The following is a 15342-nucleotide window of genomic DNA, read 5'->3' as shown; positions in this document are numbered from 1 at the left end:
ATCAGCGGCCGATACTGAAGCCCATCCAAGGCATCCGGCCTTGTTCTTTCGGGAGCACAGCATGTCGACCCAATCCAGCCTCCACGGCAAAGTAGCCCTGATCCAGGGCGGTTCCCGCGGTATCGGCGCGGCCATCGTCAAACGCCTGGCCGCCGAAGGCGCCAGTGTCGCCTTCACCTACGCCAACGCCACGGCCCAGGCCGAAGCCCTGCAGCAAAGCATCATCGCCGCCGGCGGCAAGGCCCTGGCCATCAAGGCCGACAGCGCCGATGCCAGCGCCGTGCAGCAGGCGGTGCAAAGCACTGCAGAAGCCTTCGGTGGCCTGGACATCCTGGTCAACAACGCCGGAGTACTGGCGGTGGGGCCGCTTGCGGAGTTCAGCCTGGAGGACTTCGACCGCACCCTGGCGGTGAACGTGCGCAGCGTCTTCGTAGCCACGCAAGCGGCCGCGCGGCACATGGGCCAGGGCGGGCGGATCATCAACATCGGCAGCACCAATGCCGAGCGCATGCCCTTCGCCGGCGGCGGCCCCTATGCCATGAGCAAGTCGGCGCTGGTTGGCCTGACCCGGGGCCTGGCCCGTGACCTGGGGCCACTGGGCATCACCATCAACAACGTCCAGCCTGGCCCGGTGGATACCGATATGAACCCGGCCCAGGGCGAGTTCGCCGAAAGCCTGATGGGCTTCATGGCGGTGGGTCGTTATGGCCACGTCGACGAAATCGCCAGCTTCGTCGCCTACCTGGCCGGCCCGGAGGCGGCCTACATTACCGGCGCCAGCCTGAGCATCGATGGCGGCTTTGCCGCCTGAGGCACGTCAATGACTGTCCCTGCCCGCCAGGCGCTGCTCAATCAACTGGACAAAGGCCTTGGCGGCCGGGGTCGGGTGCGTCGACCAGATCGCATACACGTGACGCACCGGCGCATCCTCAACCGCCACCGACACCACGCCGTTGAAGCAGCGGGCGATCCGCGCCGGCACCAGGCCAACCGCCAGACCGCGCTTGGCGAACTTTTCCACCAGGCGAATATTGGTCACTTCAAACTGCACCCGATGGCGCACCCCTGCAGCGGTAAAGGCCTCGTCGGTTTGCCGGCGGGCGCCGCTACCAGCCGGGAAATCCACCAGCGGCTGCGCTTCGAGATCGGCCAGGGACACACGCGCCGCGCCCGCCAACGGATGCTCGACGGCCATGACCGCCACCAGCTCTTCTTCGGCCAGCAGGCGGTACTCGACGCCCTCCAGCCGCTCGCCCGGCCAGACTCCGATAAATCCTACGTCCAGCCGCCGCTCGCGCACATCGGCAGTCAGCAATTCGCTCTTGGCCATCAGCCAGCGGATATCCACCGACGGGTGCTGAGCATGAAAATCGGCCAGCAGGTCGACCAGGTCCAACTCGGTCAGCGAGGTGATCTCGCCGATGGACAATTGCCCCCGCACTTCACCACAGGCCGCGGCAACATCTTCGGCAATTCGCCGGGTGGCCTCCAGTGCTGGCCGAGCGCTCTGCACGAAAGCTTCGCCAGCCGGCGTCAGGCGCACGCGCCGCGAACTGCGCTCGAACAGGCTGACGCCGAGGGTCTCTTCCAGCCGGGCAATCTGATGACTCAAGGCCGACTGCACCACATGGCAGCGTTCGGCGGCTCGGGTGAAGCTGCCGGTGTCGACCACCGCCAGGGCATACTCAATCTGCTTGAGGTTCATGGGTTGATCTATTTTCAAGATGGATAGAATGAAAACGATGTATTGGCGTCATGCTAGCGCATTTCCGATACTGTCACTTCCCAACTGCCACTGATCGAGACGGTCCATGACCTCTGCCACCCATTCCCTGAGCCGCGGCCTGATTCTGCTGATGGCGACCGCCACGGGCCTTGCCGTCGCCAGCAACTACTACGCACAACCCTTGCTGCACAGCATCGCCGAACATTTTGGCCTGACCACCGCCAGCGCCGGGGCCATCGTCATCGCTGCACAACTGAGCTATGGCGCCGGCCTGTTGCTGCTGGCACCACTGGGCGACCTGTTCGAACAACGCAAACTGATCGTCAGCATGATTGCCATCAGCACCCTGGGCCTGCTGATCAGCGCGTTTTCGCCAAACCTGGCGTGGCTGCTGATCGGTACCACCCTCACCGGCCTGTTCTCGGTAGTCGCCCAGGTGCTGGTGCCCATGGCTGCAGGCCTCAGCGAGCCGTCGCAACGCGGGCGGGTGGTTGGCACCCTGATGAGCGGATTGCTGCTGGGCATCCTGCTGGCGCGCACCGCCGCCGGGTTCATGGCCGAGCTCGGCAGCTGGCGCAGCATCTACCTGCTGGCAGCGGCACTGATGGGGCTGTCGGCGATCGCCTTGTTCCGCGCCCTGCCCGAGCGTCATCAGCATGCCGGGCTCAGCTATCCGGCGCTGCTCGGTTCGGTGTTCCGCCTGTTCGTGGACGAGCCGATCCTGCGCCTGCGCTCGTTGCTGGGCCTGTTGTCCTTCAGCCTGTTCGCCTTGTTCTGGACGCCGCTGGCCTTCCTGCTGTCAGTCGAGCCGTACCATTACTCCGATGCGGTGATCGGCCTGTTCGGCCTGGCCGGCGCCGCCGGTGCCCTGGCGGCCAACTGGGCCGGGCGCCTGGCCGATCGGGGCAAAGGCCCGCTGGGTACCACGGTCGGTTTGCTGGCACTGCTGCTGTCGTGGGTGCCGCTGGCTTACGCCCAGTCTTCGCTGGCGGCATTGCTGATCGGCGTCCTGTTGCTCGACCTGGCAGTTCAACTGGTGCACGTGAGCAACCAGAACGCCGTGATTGTCCTGCGCCCGGAAGCCCGCAACCGCCTGAATGCCGGCTATATCACCTGCTATTTCATCGGCGGCGCCCTTGGCTCGCTGCTCGGTACGCAACTGTTCCAGCGTCATGGCTGGGACGGCATCGTCATCGCCGGCCTGAGCATCGGCGCCCTGGCCCTGCTGGTCTGGGGCCTGGCAGAACGCCAGCGCGTCTTGCGCCTGCGCACCGCCTAACGGCGCACGAACGCTTCATCGACCCGGGCCAGGTGCTCTTCGCGCAAGGTCCCGGCGTAGTAATGCAGTTTGATCCAGGCCAGCAGGTAGTCGTAGCGGGCCTGGGCCAGGTCGCGGCGGGTGGTCGCCAGTTGCTGCTCGGCATTGAGCACATCGAGGTTGACCCGTTCGCCACCGAGCACACTCTGGCGGGTCGATTGCACCAGCGCCTCGGCCGATGTCAGCGCCCGCTGATAGGCACGCAGGCGGCTGACGCCGGACTGACAGGCGTTGTACTGACGGCGCAGCTCGATCAGGGTTGTCCGGGTGTTGCCGTCCAGTTCGTACTCGGCCTGCTCCAGGTTGCGGCTGGCCTGACGGGTGGCCGCCGACACCCCGCCGCCGGCAAACAACGGCAGGCTGACTTCGATGCCGATGGTGTTGGTGTCGTAGCGCTGGTTGTAGGTGTTGCCACTGTCGGACTGCATTTGTCGCGACGTGGCGTAGGCCGTCACCTTGGGCAGATGCCCGGCGCGGTTGCGCTCCACTTCGTACTCGGCCACTTCCAGGGCCTGACGCTGGGACGCCAGTTGCGGGTTGTTGGCCAGGGCCAGCTCATGCCAAGCCTCATAGGTCGCCGGTTGCAGCGTCAACAGGGCAAAACCGTCGTTGAGCGGCGCCAGTTCGTCGATGCGCGCTGATGGCTCGCCAATCAGCGCACCCAACTCGCGCAGGGCCGCATCCTGATCGTTGCGTGCCTGGATCTCCTCGGCGTCGGCCAGCTCAAAGCGGGCCTGGGCTTCGAGAATATCGGTACGGGTGCCCTCACCCTGCTGGAACAGTTGCTGGTTCTGCTGGAACTGCTGTTGATAGGCCTGCTTGCTGGCCACGCTGATGCTGATCTGGTCTTCGGCGAACAGCGCCTGGGTATAACTGGTCATCACCCGGACCAGCAGCTCCTGGCTTTTGCCACGAAACTCCTCATCGGCAAACAGCGCCTGGGCCACCCCCTTGCGGTAACTGGCATAGGCCTCGTAGTCGAGCAACGGCTGCTGGAGGATGAAGGTGGAACCGTAGCTGTTGTAGTGGCGGTCTTCATCCTCGCGCCGCGAATCGCCCAGATAGCGAGCCTTGGAGTCGTTGCGGCCCTTGTTGTAGTTGTACGACAGGCTCGGCAGCAAGCCGGCGCGGCCGATGGCGCGGTTTTCCTGCCCGGCTTCGCGGGCCTTGAGCGCACCGAGGAACACCGGGTCCTTGCGCAGCGCTTGTTCATACACCTGAAACGGCCCCATGGCCTGCGCGCCCGCCCCTGTTGTCAGGGCGAACGCCGCCAGCAGCCCGGTCATCAAGCTTTTCATGCACGGGCTTCCTTATTGTTCGGTCAACGCGGTGCCTGCCCGGTCGAGCAGGGGTTTGAACAGGTAATTGAGCATCGAGCGCTCGCCGGTACGCACGAACAGTTCGGCGGGCATGCCCGGTTTGATTACCAAGCCGTTGAGGCGCGCCAGTGCCTGTTCGCTGACCGTGCTGCGCAGGACGTAGTACGGCTGGCCGGTCTTGTCGTCGAGCAGCTGGTCGGCGGAAATCAGCGCCACCTCGCCCGCTACCCGCGGCGTGCTGCTCTGGTTGAAGGCGGTGAAGAGGATATCCACAGGCAGCTGCACCGCGACTTTATCCACAAGGTTGACCGGCAGGCGCCCTTCGACTTCCAGGGCAGTGCCCTGGGGGACCACCTCAAGCAAGGTTTCACCGGCGCGCACCACTGCGCCCTCGGTATGCACGCCGAGGTTGACCGCGATGCCGTCGGCCGGGGCAAGAATCTCGCTGTGCTGCAGGTCGAAACCAGCCGAGGTCAGTTGCTGCTCCAAGGTCACGCTTTTCAGTTGCGCCTCGGCCAGCTGGCTGCGCACCTCTTTCTGGTATTCCTCGCGGCGTTGCTGCAGGTTGAGCCGCGACTCGACGATGCCCTGCTCAAGCCGTGCGCTATCGCCGCTGTTCTGCGCCAGGTCACGCTGGACCTGGGACAACTGCCGCTGATACTCCAGCAAGCGGTTGCGCGGAATGTAACCCTGGCTGGCCAGCGGCTTGAGGTTCTCCAGTTGCTCACGCAATGAATCGGCCTGGGCCTGCAGGTCGCCACGGGCGCGGCGCATGCCGGCCAACTGGGCGACTGCACCGTCGATACTCGCGGTCAGCCCCGCCTGTTCGCGGGCCTGGGCATCACGGCGGCTGCTGAATAGCTGACGCTGGCTCTCCAACACCAGGCTCAACTGCGGGTCGGGATTGTTGCTGAGCTCGGCCGGGAAGACGATTTCGCCGAGGTTATCGCGCTCGCTCTGCCAGCGCGCCAGGCTGGCCCAGGCCAGCCGGTACTGGGCCTGCAGCGATTGCACATCGGCCTGGACCTGAGTCTGGTCGAGGCGAAACAGCGGCTGCCCCTGCTTAACAATTTGGCCTTCACTGACCAGGATGCGGCTGACCACGCCACCGGCCAGGGACTGCACCGCCTTGCGCTTGCCGGATACCACCACCGTGCCCTGCACGGCGATGCCTTGATCGAGCGGTGCCAGGGTTGCCCAGGCAATGAAGCCGCCAAAGCCGACCAGGGTCAGCAGCCAGCCCAGTCGCACGTAAAAACGCGCGCCGCGGCCTTTATCTACCTGACTCATACGCCACCTCCGGTTGCCAGCGCGGCATTGGCGGGTTGACGTTGGGCCTGTTCCTGGGCGCGGCTCAGGGCCTGCATCACGTCATGCGCCGGCCCAAAGGCCTGCATCCGGCCCTCGCTGAGCACCAGCAGCTTGTCGGCCTGGGCAAGGGCTGCCGAGCGGTGGGTGACCAGTACCACGGTGCGGCCCTGGGCTTTCATCTGCGCAATGGCGGTGGCCAGCGCCGCCTCGCCACTGGTGTCGAGGTTGGAATTGGGTTCGTCGAGCACGATCAGGCTCGGCCCGCCGTAGAGGGCTCGGGCCAGGGCGATGCGCTGTTTCTGCCCGCCGGACAGGTCGCCGCCGTCTTCGCCCAGACGCGTGTCATAGCCTTGCGGCAGGCGCAGGATCAGCTCATGCACGCCGGCCTGGCGCGCGGCCTCGACCACCTTGTGGCCATCCAGATCGGCAAACCGGGCAATGTTCTCGGCAATGCTGCCGCGCAGCAGTTCGATGTTCTGTGGCAGGTAACCGATATGCGGGCCCAGGGCCTCGCGATCCCAGCGGTGCAGGTCGGCGCCGTCCAGGCGCACGGTACCGCCCAGGGTCGGCCAGACGCCAACCAGCACCTTGGCCAGGGTCGACTTGCCCGAGCCGGAGGTTCCCAAAACGCCGAGCACTTCCCCGGCGCCAAGGTTGAAACTGATCTGCTGCAAGGTGGCCACACGCTTGCCGGGCGGCCCGGCGCTGACCTGCTCGAAACCCAGGCGCCCGCTTGGCGCCGGCAAGGCCATCGGTGCTGGCGGTTCAGGAAACTCGCGCAACAGACCATCGAGACGCTGATAGGCCATGTGCGCCCCGCTCCACTGCTTCCACACCGCAATCAGCTGATCGATCGGGCTAAGTACCCGCCCCATGAGGATGGAGCCGGCGATCATCATGCCCGGGGTCATCTGCCCCTCGATCACCAGCAAGGCGCCCAGCCCCAGCACCAGCGATTGCAGGCACAGGCGCAGCGACTTGCTGACCGCGGTGATCACTGCCGACGTATCGCTGGCCTGGTTCTGCAAGGTCAGAAAGCGCGAATGCAAGGCGAACCAGCGCTGGCGCAAGGCACCGAGCATGCCCATGGCCTGGATGCTCTCGGCGTTGTGCAACTGGCTGCTGGCCAGGTGCGTGGACTGCTGCTGGAAACCGCTGGCTTCGACCAGCGGCTTGTGGGTCAGGCGTTCGTTGAGCACCGCCAGGGCAATCAACAGCAACGCCCCGGCACAGGCCAAGACGCCCAGCCAGACGTTGAACAGAAAAATCACCGCCAGATAAATCGGAAACCAGGGCGCGTCAAAGAAGGCGAACAACGCCGGGCCGGTGACAAATTGCCTCACCTGGGTCAGGTCGTTAAGTGCTTGCCCTGCCTGGCCATCGCCCTGACGCAAGTTGCGCTCGAAGGCGGCCCGGTACACGTTCAGGTTGAAGCCCTGTTCCAGCTGGTTGCCGACACGGATAACAATGAAACTGCGGATTGCTTCCAGCGCACCAATAAACACAAAGAAACCGACCACCATCAAGGTCAGCATCCACAGGGTTGTTTCGTTTTGCGAAGAAAGTACCCGATCATACACTTGCAGCATATAAATCGAGGGCACCAGCATGAGGAGATTAATCAACGCGGTAAAACAACCCACACTCAGAAGCGTGGACTTGTGATCTGCCAGTGCTGCCCACAAGGGCGCACCGGCCTTATTAGTCGGCCTGTTCATTGTCCGCCTTTCTATCCCTGAAAAATCGGCAATTGCCTACAAGGTTTTATTATTTATTCTTACGTTCCAATAACAGTGTCTTTCCGCTCGCTGAAGTCCATTTGAAGATACCGGGCTTATAACGGTTGAAGTGCACCAATGCAGTGCCGCTGCCGCCCATCAAGGCCAGGGTATCGGGAGTCGGCAGCCAGCCGCTGGGACGTTGGCGCTTGCCGATCAGTTTCTGTGCGCATTTCAGGTCGCCACGCAAGGTTTGCGATGCGTCCAATTGCAACTCACAGCCCGCGGCCCGATTGTCTTCGGGGTAAAGCGTCCATTCACCGGCCAGTTGCGCGGGAGTGGGGAGTATCAGGCTGCTTGCCATACCGACCTCGGTCATCAACATCAGGGGAATCGCGCCGAGCGCGATCATTCGCTTGAAAGCCATCATCTGCCCGCCTCAGAAAAAGCGGCGCATGAGCGCCGCCCTTTCAGGTTGCTATCAGACCACGATATCCGTGGCGACTGCCTGACCTACAGTAGTCACCAGGAAATCAGACAGGCTGTTGCCGGTGAAGTCGATCGACAGGCTACCGAGGTTGCTTGCCTGATCGAAGCTCAGTACCGCCTCGCCGGCATGCCCGGTAAAGGCATCAACGAACTGCAGCGGCAGCTTGTTGACAGCAAAGGCCGAGATGGCCGACAGATCGATCTTGTCCTGACCGCTGACAAAATCCATGATCCGGTCGGGATTGCTCGGGGTCGAATCGCTGCTGGCAGCGAAGACGAAGGTGTCGGAACCGGCACCACCCCAGAGTTTGTCGCCACCACCGGCGCCGTAGATGATGTCGTTGCCGGCACCGCCCTTGAGCTCGTTGGCCACGGCGTTGCCGATCAGCAGGTCATTGCCCGAACCGCCGATGGCGTTCTCGACAATCGCGCCCTTGGCAATGGAAATGTTGCCGACCATGCCGCCAACGTCGGAGAACGACGCGTCATTGAGGTTGATCTTCTGGTTTTGGGTAAAACCGGAGAAGTCCAGGGTATCGTTGCCGCCACCGTCCCACACCGAGAAGACGATTTTCGACGAGGCCGAGGTGGCCGAGTAGAAATCGCGGTCGGCGGTGGAGTTGAAGCCGTATACGGTATCGCCGGAGCGGGTCGCGTAGTTGGCACCGTAGAGTTTCTGGATCGCCGCGATGTCATCCATCAGTGGCGCCGAGGAGTACACCTGCACGCCGCCCTTGGTGAAGTTCTGGCTGGTGTTGCTCTCGCCCCAGTAGCTCATGACGCTGTAGCCACGGGTATCCTGGCCGTAGGTTGCATCGGCGTAGGTTGGGTAGCCTTCCCCGGCGTTGTAGTCGCCCGGGTGGGACAGACCGAGCACGTGGCCGATCTCGTGGGTCAGGGTCTGGCGGCCGTAGTTGCCGTTCTCCGGGTTGACGTTGGCCTGGTACTGGTTGTTGATCAGGTACCAGGATTCACCCTTGTGCGAACCCGGGCGGTCGAACGGCAGATAGGCAAATGCCGCGCCACCGGTGCTGCCGTCGCTGTAGTTGCCGAAGGTCATGTGACCGTCGCCGCCTGACGCACCTTCCTTGAAGGTCACCTTGGCCACGTCTGCCCAGGACTGCATGGACAGTTTGGCCTGAGCCTTCTGCTGGCCGGAAAAGGCGCTGAACGAGCCCAGTTCCTGACTGTCGAAGCCAACAGGTGCCTTGGTCAGGAAGGTATAGGTCAGGTTGATGGTGCCGTCCTTGTTCAGGTCCTTCCAGGCGGCGCCATCGCGCAGCAACTGGGTAGCGGCCTGGTCGACCGAGAACGAAGGTTTGCCATTGACTGTCGCACTGCCGCCGCGATCATATTGATGGCCGAAACTATTGATCAGGCTGTAAGCGGAACTTGCACCGTGCGGTTGCAATACAGAGCCAGCTGAAACAATAGCGCTTTCTTTGACTTTCGACATACAGACACTTCCTTGTTTACAAAAAAGCAGTTGTTGTCCGACAGGACGCTCCCGCGGCGAGATCGTCCCATCACTCGCCTGAATGAGGCGGGGAAAAACTGACACACCAGGAATTGAACTGTCCAGCTTTTTTTGACGCCAATTTTCAATAACACTACTTGTTTATTGTCCTACAATTCAGAAGCCTTGATTTAGCGCCCTCCGCAACAATTTGCGCAAACGGTGATATATCGAGCCCAACTAAAATCGCGCCCATAGACGAAAGTCGACCGAGCAGCTTTAGTTGAGAAACCGAACTTTAATTATAAGAATGCGACATGCCGTTATCCTTCAGCGGATCTACGTCTTTACTTTTTTGCGACAACTCGGCGGTGACCCTCCGTCGCCTGGCCATTGACTTGTGCCGAACCCTGGCGCTGAGTAGGGATTGGTCAATAGCCCTTTCAACCTGGACGCCACTATGACAAGACTCACGGTTCAATCCGGCGATTTCTTGCAAGGTGAAGGCGAGTACCGCAACGGATCGCTCACACTCAAGACCGCCCGCAGCCCTTCACCCGGCGAGAAGATCGCCCTTACCCGCATTTCCGATCTGATCGTTGCCAATCAGGAATCCAGTCGCAGCCTCAGCAGTGCGCTTGGCTGGGGCATGGCCGGCGCCCTGGTGGCGGGTCCGGTCGGACTGATCGCCGGCCTCTGGCTAGGTGGCAAGGAAGAAGAGGTGACCTTCCTGGCCACGTTCAAAGATGGTCGCAAGCTGATGGCCATCACCGACAAGAAGACCTGGTCGAAAATCGACGGCAACTGGCGGCGACACGCCCAGACGGCGGCGAACGGGTGAATCCGCGCCGCCCTCGCTCGTACAGAGCAGTAGAAGCCGATTGAAAACAGGGGCACCGCCAGCCGGTCGCCCCTGCTAAGATTGCGCCCCCGCCTGCCCGGCGCAATACCGGGCGGGTTACCAGTGCCCGGGCTAGTCCCCCTCTACCCATCGGGCAAAAAGCCCTATCGGACAGCAGCCGATCAATAACGGCGCGTCCGCGTTCGCCTTCAAGGAGCTCCTGCATGACCTTGCCCCGCCCTCGCCTGTCCCTGCACCTGCTCGGCCTGAGCCTGGCAATGCCGGCCTCGCACAGCCTGGCCCAGGACAGCATCACCCTGGCGCCGGTGCAGGTATCGGAGGCCTACAGCGAGGGCTATCAGGCCCGGGAAGCCGCGGTCGGCGGCTGGCAGCCAGCGCCGCTCCTGGATACTCCGGCATCGATTGCAGTGTTCAGCGAGCAATTGCTGGCTGATCGTCAGGTGCGCAAGCTCAGCGAAGTACTGCAAAGCGATGCCTCGGTGGGCGAAAGCTACGCACCGATCGGCTACTACGAGAACTTCAATGTACGCGGCTTTGAACTCAATGCCGCCAGCAGCTACAAGATCAACGGCCAGACCATCGCCGGTGAGCAGAACGTGGCACTGGAGAACAAGCAGCAGGTCGAGTTGCTCAAGGGCCTCTCGGGCTTGCAGAGCGGCGTGTCGGAACCGGGCGGGCTGATCAACTACGTGACCAAGCGCCCGGAGGATGTGCGCACGGTCACGGTGTCGAGCAACGAGCAGGGTGAACGCTACATTGCGACCGACCTGGGCGGCTGGTTCGGCAGCGAACGCCAGTTCGGCCTGCGCGCCAACCTGGCCCACGAAGACATCCGCTCCTACGTCGATCACGCTGACGGCAAGCGCGACTTCGCGTCCCTGGCCTTCGACTGGCAAATCAACCCCGATGCGGTGCTGCAACTGGATGCCGAGTACCAGCAGCGTGAACAGCGTTCGGTGCCGGGCTATCAGTTGCTGGGTGGCAACAGCCTGCCCCACGGCATCGACCCGCATGACCGCCTGGCCTACCAGCACTGGGCCAACCCGGTAACGATCGACTCGCTGAACCTTGGCGGGCGCTTCGAGTATCGCTTCAGCGACAACTGGACGGGCAGCGTCAGTGCTTCGCGCAGCAAGGTGGTGATCGATGACTACAGTTCGTTTGCCTGGGGCTCCAGCGAAGGCGCCTACTTCAGCGAGGCAGGCGACTATGACATCTACGACTACCGCAGCCCTGACGATACCCGCCGCACAGATGAGGCACAGGGGGCGCTCAATGGCCGCTTCGATACCCTGGGCATGGGGCATGAGCTGACCATCGGCGCCAGCGCCCAGCGCCGTACGCTCGACCAGCGCCCTTACTTCAACGAGTGGATCGGCAGCGGCAACATCTATCAACAAACGCCGGCGCTGGAGCCGTCCGAGAAGACCCCGGGCCACAGCACCCGCAGGCTCGACAGCCGCCAGTACGGGATATTCGCCAGCGACCGGATCAGCTTCAACGAACAATGGCAGACCGTGCTGGGCGCGCGCCTGGTGCGTCTGGATGAGAAGACCTTTGCCGAAGATGGCAGCCCAGGCCGCCATACCCGCGACTATCAACTGCTGCCCAATGCCGCGCTGATCTACAAGCCGCGCCCGGATATCTCCCTGTACACCAGCTATAGCAAGGGCCTGTCATCCGGTGGCACGGCGCCGTGGTTCGCCACAAACACTGCCGAGATTCTTGCGCCGACCCTGTCCCACCAACTGGAAGTCGGCATCAAGCGCGACTGGCAACGCCTGAGCCTGAGCGCAGCTTTGTTCCAGCTGCGTCAGGCCTACCAGTATTCGCAACCTGACGGCGCAGGCAATTTCACTTATGTACAGCAAGGCCAGCAAAAGAACATCGGCCTGGAACTGGGCGCCAGCGGTTGGCTCACCTCCAACCTGCAGATCAATGCCAGCGCTGCGGCAATCCGTGCACGGGTCAAGAACAGCGGCACGGCTGACCACGAAGACCATCAAGCGCTGAACGTGCCGAATTTTCGCGCCGCCATTCAGGCCGACTACAGCCTGCCGATCCCGGGCCTGGCCCTGCTCGGAGGCGCCCGCTACAGCGCCAGCAAATACGCCAACCAGGCCGGTACGGTGGAGGTCGGCAGCTATGCGGTTGTCGATCTGGGGAGCCGCTACAGCACCAAGGTTGGCGGCTATGACACGGTGCTGCGGCTGATGGTGGATAACGTCTTCGACAAGCGCTACTGGCGCGATGCCGGCGAGTATCTGGGGGATGGTTATCTGTTTCAGGGGGCGCCACGGACAGCGCGGGTTTCGGCTTCTGTGAGTTTCTGAGGCCCTCATCGCGGGTCTGTGGGAGCTGGAGTTGCCAGCGATCGAGCGCGAAGCGGTCGTAATCCAGGCAGCGCATGATGTGCTGGCTGCACTGGCCCCATCGCTGGCAAGCCAGCTCCCACAATGAATCTGCGTACGCCGCCGGACCTGTGGGAGCTGCGCGAAGCGGTCGTAGTCCAGGCAGCACCTGATGTGCAGACTGCACTGACCTCATCGCTGGCAAGCCAGCTCCCACCAAGCACCGCCGTCAGAATGGTTCGCTACCCTCGCGAATTTCCACTTCCAGCACCTCACCCAACGCAACCAGCTGCGCCGCCACGTCCCTGGTGGTGATGAAGCCACTGTAGCAGTCACTGTCGGTGGACCAGTTCCACAGCACCAGGCCCTGCTTGTGCAGTTCGTCGTGGGCCGTGACCATCAGCTCGGGCACCGTGGTGTCGTCGAGGAAGTCTTCATCCTCCGCATCTTCAACACCGAAGGTAACCTCGGCATCACGCGCCTCGGCCAACTGCCGCACGCTCTGCACAAACGACTCGGTGTCCTTCCAGTCGACGAAATACACCGATTCCCAGTCAGCCACATCCTTGACGATCCACATCAACTGCTGCGGGTCGTCCTCGAACTCTTCGACCTCATCTTCATCCAGCTCGATTTCGCGCAGCGCCTGAATGTGCTGGCGGGTCATCTCGGCCGATGGGCTGATCAGGGCCAACAACTGCTCGGCGGCGAGAATCTGCTGCTTGCTGAATACTTCTTTGAGCATCTGAAACATCCTTTTTCATGGGCAAAACAAAAAGCCCCCGGCCTTGTTCAGGTCGGGGGCTTTTCTAGATGTGGCGGTGAAGAAGGGATTCGAACCCTTGATACAGTTTCCTGTATACACACTTTCCAGGCGTGCTCCTTCAGCCACTCGGACACTTCACCGGTTCTCGCCAAGCAGTTCAGCCTGTCGAGGCGCGCTAATGTAGTCGAAAGAGGTTCTGATGGCAAAGGTTTTTTTCAGAATATTCATGCGCTTAAGCCATTTAATCAAAAAACCCCGGCACAGAGGGCAAAGCCGCCATTCTCTGGCGTGCTTTGGCAGCCCGGATTAACGCACTCCCGTCAGGACGAGCAAGCGGACCTGCAAGCTGACCGGTCAGTCAGTCACAGCGCTTTACCTCGGGCACTTGCCTGAGTAACGTCTGCCCCACTCCCCCTTAAGGAACCCTGTCATGAGTGAGCTGATTACCTACCACCTCGAAGACGGCATTGCGACCCTGACCCTGAACAACGGCAAGGTCAACGCTATCTCGCCCGACGTCATCAAGGCCTTCAATGCCGCCCTCGACCAGGCCGCGCAGGACCGCGCGGTGGTAATCATCACCGGCCAGCCGGGCATTCTCTCCGGCGGCTACGACCTGAAGGTCATGACCGCAGGCCCGAAAGAAGCCGTCAGCCTGGTCACCGCAGGCTCCACCCTGGCCCGACGCATGCTCTCGCACCCGTTCCCGGTCATCGTTGCCTGCCCGGGCCACGCGGTGGCCAAAGGCGCATTCCTGCTGCTCTCGGCCGACTACCGCATCGGCGTCGAAGGCCCGTTCAGCATTGGCCTCAATGAAGTGCAGATCGGCATGACCATGCACCACGCCGGCATCGAACTGGCCCGCGATCGCCTGCGCCGCTCGGCGTTCCACCGTTCGGTGATCAATGCCGAGATGTTCGACCCGGCCAGCGCCGTCGACGCCGGTTTCCTCGACAAGGTAGTGCCGGTCGAACAGCTGCAGGAAGCTGCGCTGACAGCGGCCCGCCAGTTGAAGAAGATCAACATGAACGCCCACAAGCACACCAAGCTCAAAGTGCGCAAAGCGCTGCTCGACATCCTCGACGACGCCATCATCCGCGACCAGGAACACCTGGGCTGACCCCCTACCAAGGCCTGATTGCAACTATTTGTGTAATCAGGCCTACCCCACCCCAATGAGCGTTTGCCGATAGAAGTGCACACCCGTACACTGCGCCGCGTTTGCCTGGTGTGAGTCGTACGATGCTTTTTATTATCCGCATGTTCCTGTTGGGGCTGCATTTTCTCCTGGCCGGTGTTCTCGGTGTGCTGGTTGGCTTGTGCCGACCGTTCAACCCGGACAACAGCCGAATCTGTGCACGCCTTTATGGGCTGCCCGCCACCTGGCTGATGCGCCTCGAGATCAAGGCCGAGGTCGGCCCGCTGTTCGATCAGCCGCCGGGCTGCGTGATCATCGCCAACCACCAGTCCAACTACGACCTGTTCGTGCTGGGTCATGTGGTGCCGCGGCGCACCGTGTGCATCGGCAAAAAGAGCCTGAAATGGGTCCCCCTGTTCGGCCAGTTGTTCTGGCTGGGCGGCAACGTGCTGGTCGACCGCGGCAACGCCTACCAGGCGCGCCGGGCAATGCAGACCACCACCCGCACCCTGAGCGAAGACGACACCTCGATCTGGGTGTTCCCCGAAGGCACGCGCAATGCCGGCGAGCACCTGATCACCTTCAAGAAGGGGGCCTTCCACATGGCCGTCGAGGCGGGTGTGCCGATCGTGCCGGTGTGCGTCAGCCGCTATGCCAGCCGCCTGAAGCTCAACGGCTGGCGTCGCAGCAAGGTGATCATCCGTTCGCTGGCGCCGATCGCCACCAGCGGCCTGACCCAGCAGGATGTGCCGGCCCTGGCCGAGCAGTGCCGCCTGCAGATGCAACACTGCATCGATCGCATGGAAGGTGAACTGGCCCAGGCGTGAACGGTTGCCGAATCGTGCCGGTCAGACCAAGCTACTGGCACGGTTAACAGAAGAAGTGGAC

13 protein-coding genes and 1 tRNA gene are annotated in these 15342 nt (G+C 62.6%); 6 read left to right on the top strand and 8 right to left on the bottom strand.

Annotation, left to right across the window (positions count from 1 at the left end):
* The first annotated feature begins 61 nt into the window (after positions 1–61).
* Positions 62–811: a 3-oxoacyl-ACP reductase family protein gene (locus tag JV241A_RS07170; RefSeq protein ID WP_115085888.1), complete on the top strand. Its 750-nt coding sequence runs from the start codon at positions 62–64 to the stop codon at positions 809–811.
* Between the two features lie 6 nt (positions 812–817).
* On the opposite strand, the gene JV241A_RS07165 is transcribed toward JV241A_RS07170, so the two are convergent.
* Entirely contained in the window at positions 818–1705 is an 888-nt protein-coding gene (locus tag JV241A_RS07165; RefSeq protein ID WP_134061753.1) for a LysR family transcriptional regulator, read from the bottom strand.
* Between the two features lie 106 nt (positions 1706–1811).
* Between JV241A_RS07165 and JV241A_RS07160 the strand changes: the two genes are divergently transcribed.
* Positions 1812–3005 (top strand): MFS transporter, encoded by a 1194-nt coding sequence (locus tag JV241A_RS07160; RefSeq protein WP_115085886.1) that lies wholly within the window; start codon positions 1812–1814, stop codon positions 3003–3005.
* Here the strand turns inward: JV241A_RS07160 and JV241A_RS07155 are convergent.
* Genes JV241A_RS07155 through JV241A_RS07135 form a run of 5 tightly spaced genes read right to left on the bottom strand, consistent with a single transcriptional unit; the run spans position 3002 to position 9337 of the window.
* A complete protein-coding gene (locus tag JV241A_RS07155; protein ID WP_166675667.1) occupies positions 3002–4330 on the bottom strand; it encodes a TolC family outer membrane protein in 1329 nt (442 codons plus the stop codon). The genes JV241A_RS07160 and JV241A_RS07155 overlap by 4 nt on opposite strands.
* A 24-nt stretch (positions 4331–4354) precedes the next feature.
* A complete protein-coding gene (locus JV241A_RS07150) occupies positions 4355–5653 on the bottom strand; it encodes an HlyD family type I secretion periplasmic adaptor subunit (RefSeq protein ID WP_134061751.1) in 1299 nt (432 codons plus the stop codon).
* The gene (locus JV241A_RS07145) at positions 5650–7392 is read right to left on the bottom strand and encodes a type I secretion system permease/ATPase (protein ID WP_134061749.1); all 1743 of its coding nucleotides are present in this window, start codon (positions 7390–7392) and stop codon (positions 5650–5652) included. Before JV241A_RS07145 ends, JV241A_RS07150 begins: the two co-directional genes overlap by 4 nt.
* A 49-nt stretch (positions 7393–7441) precedes the next feature.
* Positions 7442–7822 carry an AprI/Inh family metalloprotease inhibitor gene (locus JV241A_RS07140; RefSeq protein ID WP_134061747.1) on the bottom strand — a complete coding sequence of 127 codons (381 nt, stop codon included), beginning with the start codon at positions 7820–7822 and terminating at the stop codon, positions 7442–7444.
* A 51-nt stretch (positions 7823–7873) separates the two neighbouring features.
* Positions 7874–9337 carry a serralysin family metalloprotease gene (locus JV241A_RS07135; protein ID WP_134061745.1) on the bottom strand — a complete coding sequence of 488 codons (1464 nt, stop codon included), beginning with the start codon at positions 9335–9337 and terminating at the stop codon, positions 7874–7876.
* A gap of 460 nt (positions 9338–9797) precedes the next feature.
* Between JV241A_RS07135 and JV241A_RS07130 the strand changes: the two genes are divergently transcribed.
* Positions 9798–10178, top strand: a complete 381-nt coding sequence (locus JV241A_RS07130; RefSeq protein WP_115085880.1) for a hypothetical protein — start codon at positions 9798–9800, stop codon at positions 10176–10178.
* 224 nt (positions 10179–10402) lie between these two features.
* A complete protein-coding gene (locus JV241A_RS07125) occupies positions 10403–12532 on the top strand; it encodes a TonB-dependent siderophore receptor (RefSeq protein WP_134061743.1) in 2130 nt (709 codons plus the stop codon).
* Between the two features lie 247 nt (positions 12533–12779).
* On the opposite strand, the gene JV241A_RS07120 is transcribed toward JV241A_RS07125, so the two are convergent.
* Together JV241A_RS07120 and JV241A_RS07115 are read right to left on the bottom strand one after the other, a co-directional pair.
* Complete coding sequence (locus JV241A_RS07120; protein ID WP_115085878.1) at positions 12780–13295, bottom strand: hypothetical protein; 516 nt, start codon at positions 13293–13295, stop codon at positions 12780–12782.
* A 71-nt stretch (positions 13296–13366) separates the two neighbouring features.
* Positions 13367–13456, bottom strand: a tRNA-Ser gene (locus JV241A_RS07115).
* Between the two features lie 290 nt (positions 13457–13746).
* Between JV241A_RS07115 and JV241A_RS07110 the strand changes: the two genes are divergently transcribed.
* Positions 13747–14436, top strand: coding sequence for a crotonase/enoyl-CoA hydratase family protein (locus JV241A_RS07110; protein ID WP_115085877.1), 690 nt, complete (start codon positions 13747–13749; stop codon positions 14434–14436).
* Between the two features lie 122 nt (positions 14437–14558).
* Entirely contained in the window at positions 14559–15281 is a 723-nt protein-coding gene (locus JV241A_RS07105; protein WP_115085876.1) for a 1-acylglycerol-3-phosphate O-acyltransferase, read from the top strand.
* The last annotated feature ends 61 nt before the right edge of the window (positions 15282–15342 follow it).

This window comes from Pseudomonas sp. JV241A (assembly GCF_900275665.1).
GTDB classification, from domain to species: domain Bacteria; phylum Pseudomonadota; class Gammaproteobacteria; order Pseudomonadales; family Pseudomonadaceae; genus Aquipseudomonas; species Aquipseudomonas wadenswilerensis.
Note: the sequence above shows the minus strand (reverse complement) of the source record. Positions and strands in the feature narration are given on the sequence as shown.

Coding starts and splice junctions, on each gene's coding strand:
- JV241A_RS07170 (WP_115085888.1), top strand. CDS start 62: ATGTCGACCCAATCCAGCCTCCACGGCAAAGTAGCCCTGATCCAGGGC.
- JV241A_RS07165 (WP_134061753.1), bottom strand. CDS start 1,705: ATGAACCTCAAGCAGATTGAGTATGCCCTGGCGGTGGTCGACACCGGC.
- JV241A_RS07160 (WP_115085886.1), top strand. CDS start 1,812: ATGACCTCTGCCACCCATTCCCTGAGCCGCGGCCTGATTCTGCTGATG.
- JV241A_RS07155 (WP_166675667.1), bottom strand. CDS start 4,330: ATGACCGGGCTGCTGGCGGCGTTCGCCCTGACAACAGGGGCGGGCGCG.
- JV241A_RS07150 (WP_134061751.1), bottom strand. CDS start 5,653: ATGAGTCAGGTAGATAAAGGCCGCGGCGCGCGTTTTTACGTGCGACTG.
- JV241A_RS07145 (WP_134061749.1), bottom strand. CDS start 7,392: ATGAACAGGCCGACTAATAAGGCCGGTGCGCCCTTGTGGGCAGCACTG.
- JV241A_RS07140 (WP_134061747.1), bottom strand. CDS start 7,822: ATGATGGCTTTCAAGCGAATGATCGCGCTCGGCGCGATTCCCCTGATG.
- JV241A_RS07135 (WP_134061745.1), bottom strand. CDS start 9,337: ATGTCGAAAGTCAAAGAAAGCGCTATTGTTTCAGCTGGCTCTGTATTG.
- JV241A_RS07130 (WP_115085880.1), top strand. CDS start 9,798: ATGACAAGACTCACGGTTCAATCCGGCGATTTCTTGCAAGGTGAAGGC.
- JV241A_RS07125 (WP_134061743.1), top strand. CDS start 10,403: ATGACCTTGCCCCGCCCTCGCCTGTCCCTGCACCTGCTCGGCCTGAGC.
- JV241A_RS07120 (WP_115085878.1), bottom strand. CDS start 13,295: ATGCTCAAAGAAGTATTCAGCAAGCAGCAGATTCTCGCCGCCGAGCAG.
- JV241A_RS07110 (WP_115085877.1), top strand. CDS start 13,747: ATGAGTGAGCTGATTACCTACCACCTCGAAGACGGCATTGCGACCCTG.
- JV241A_RS07105 (WP_115085876.1), top strand. CDS start 14,559: ATGCTTTTTATTATCCGCATGTTCCTGTTGGGGCTGCATTTTCTCCTG.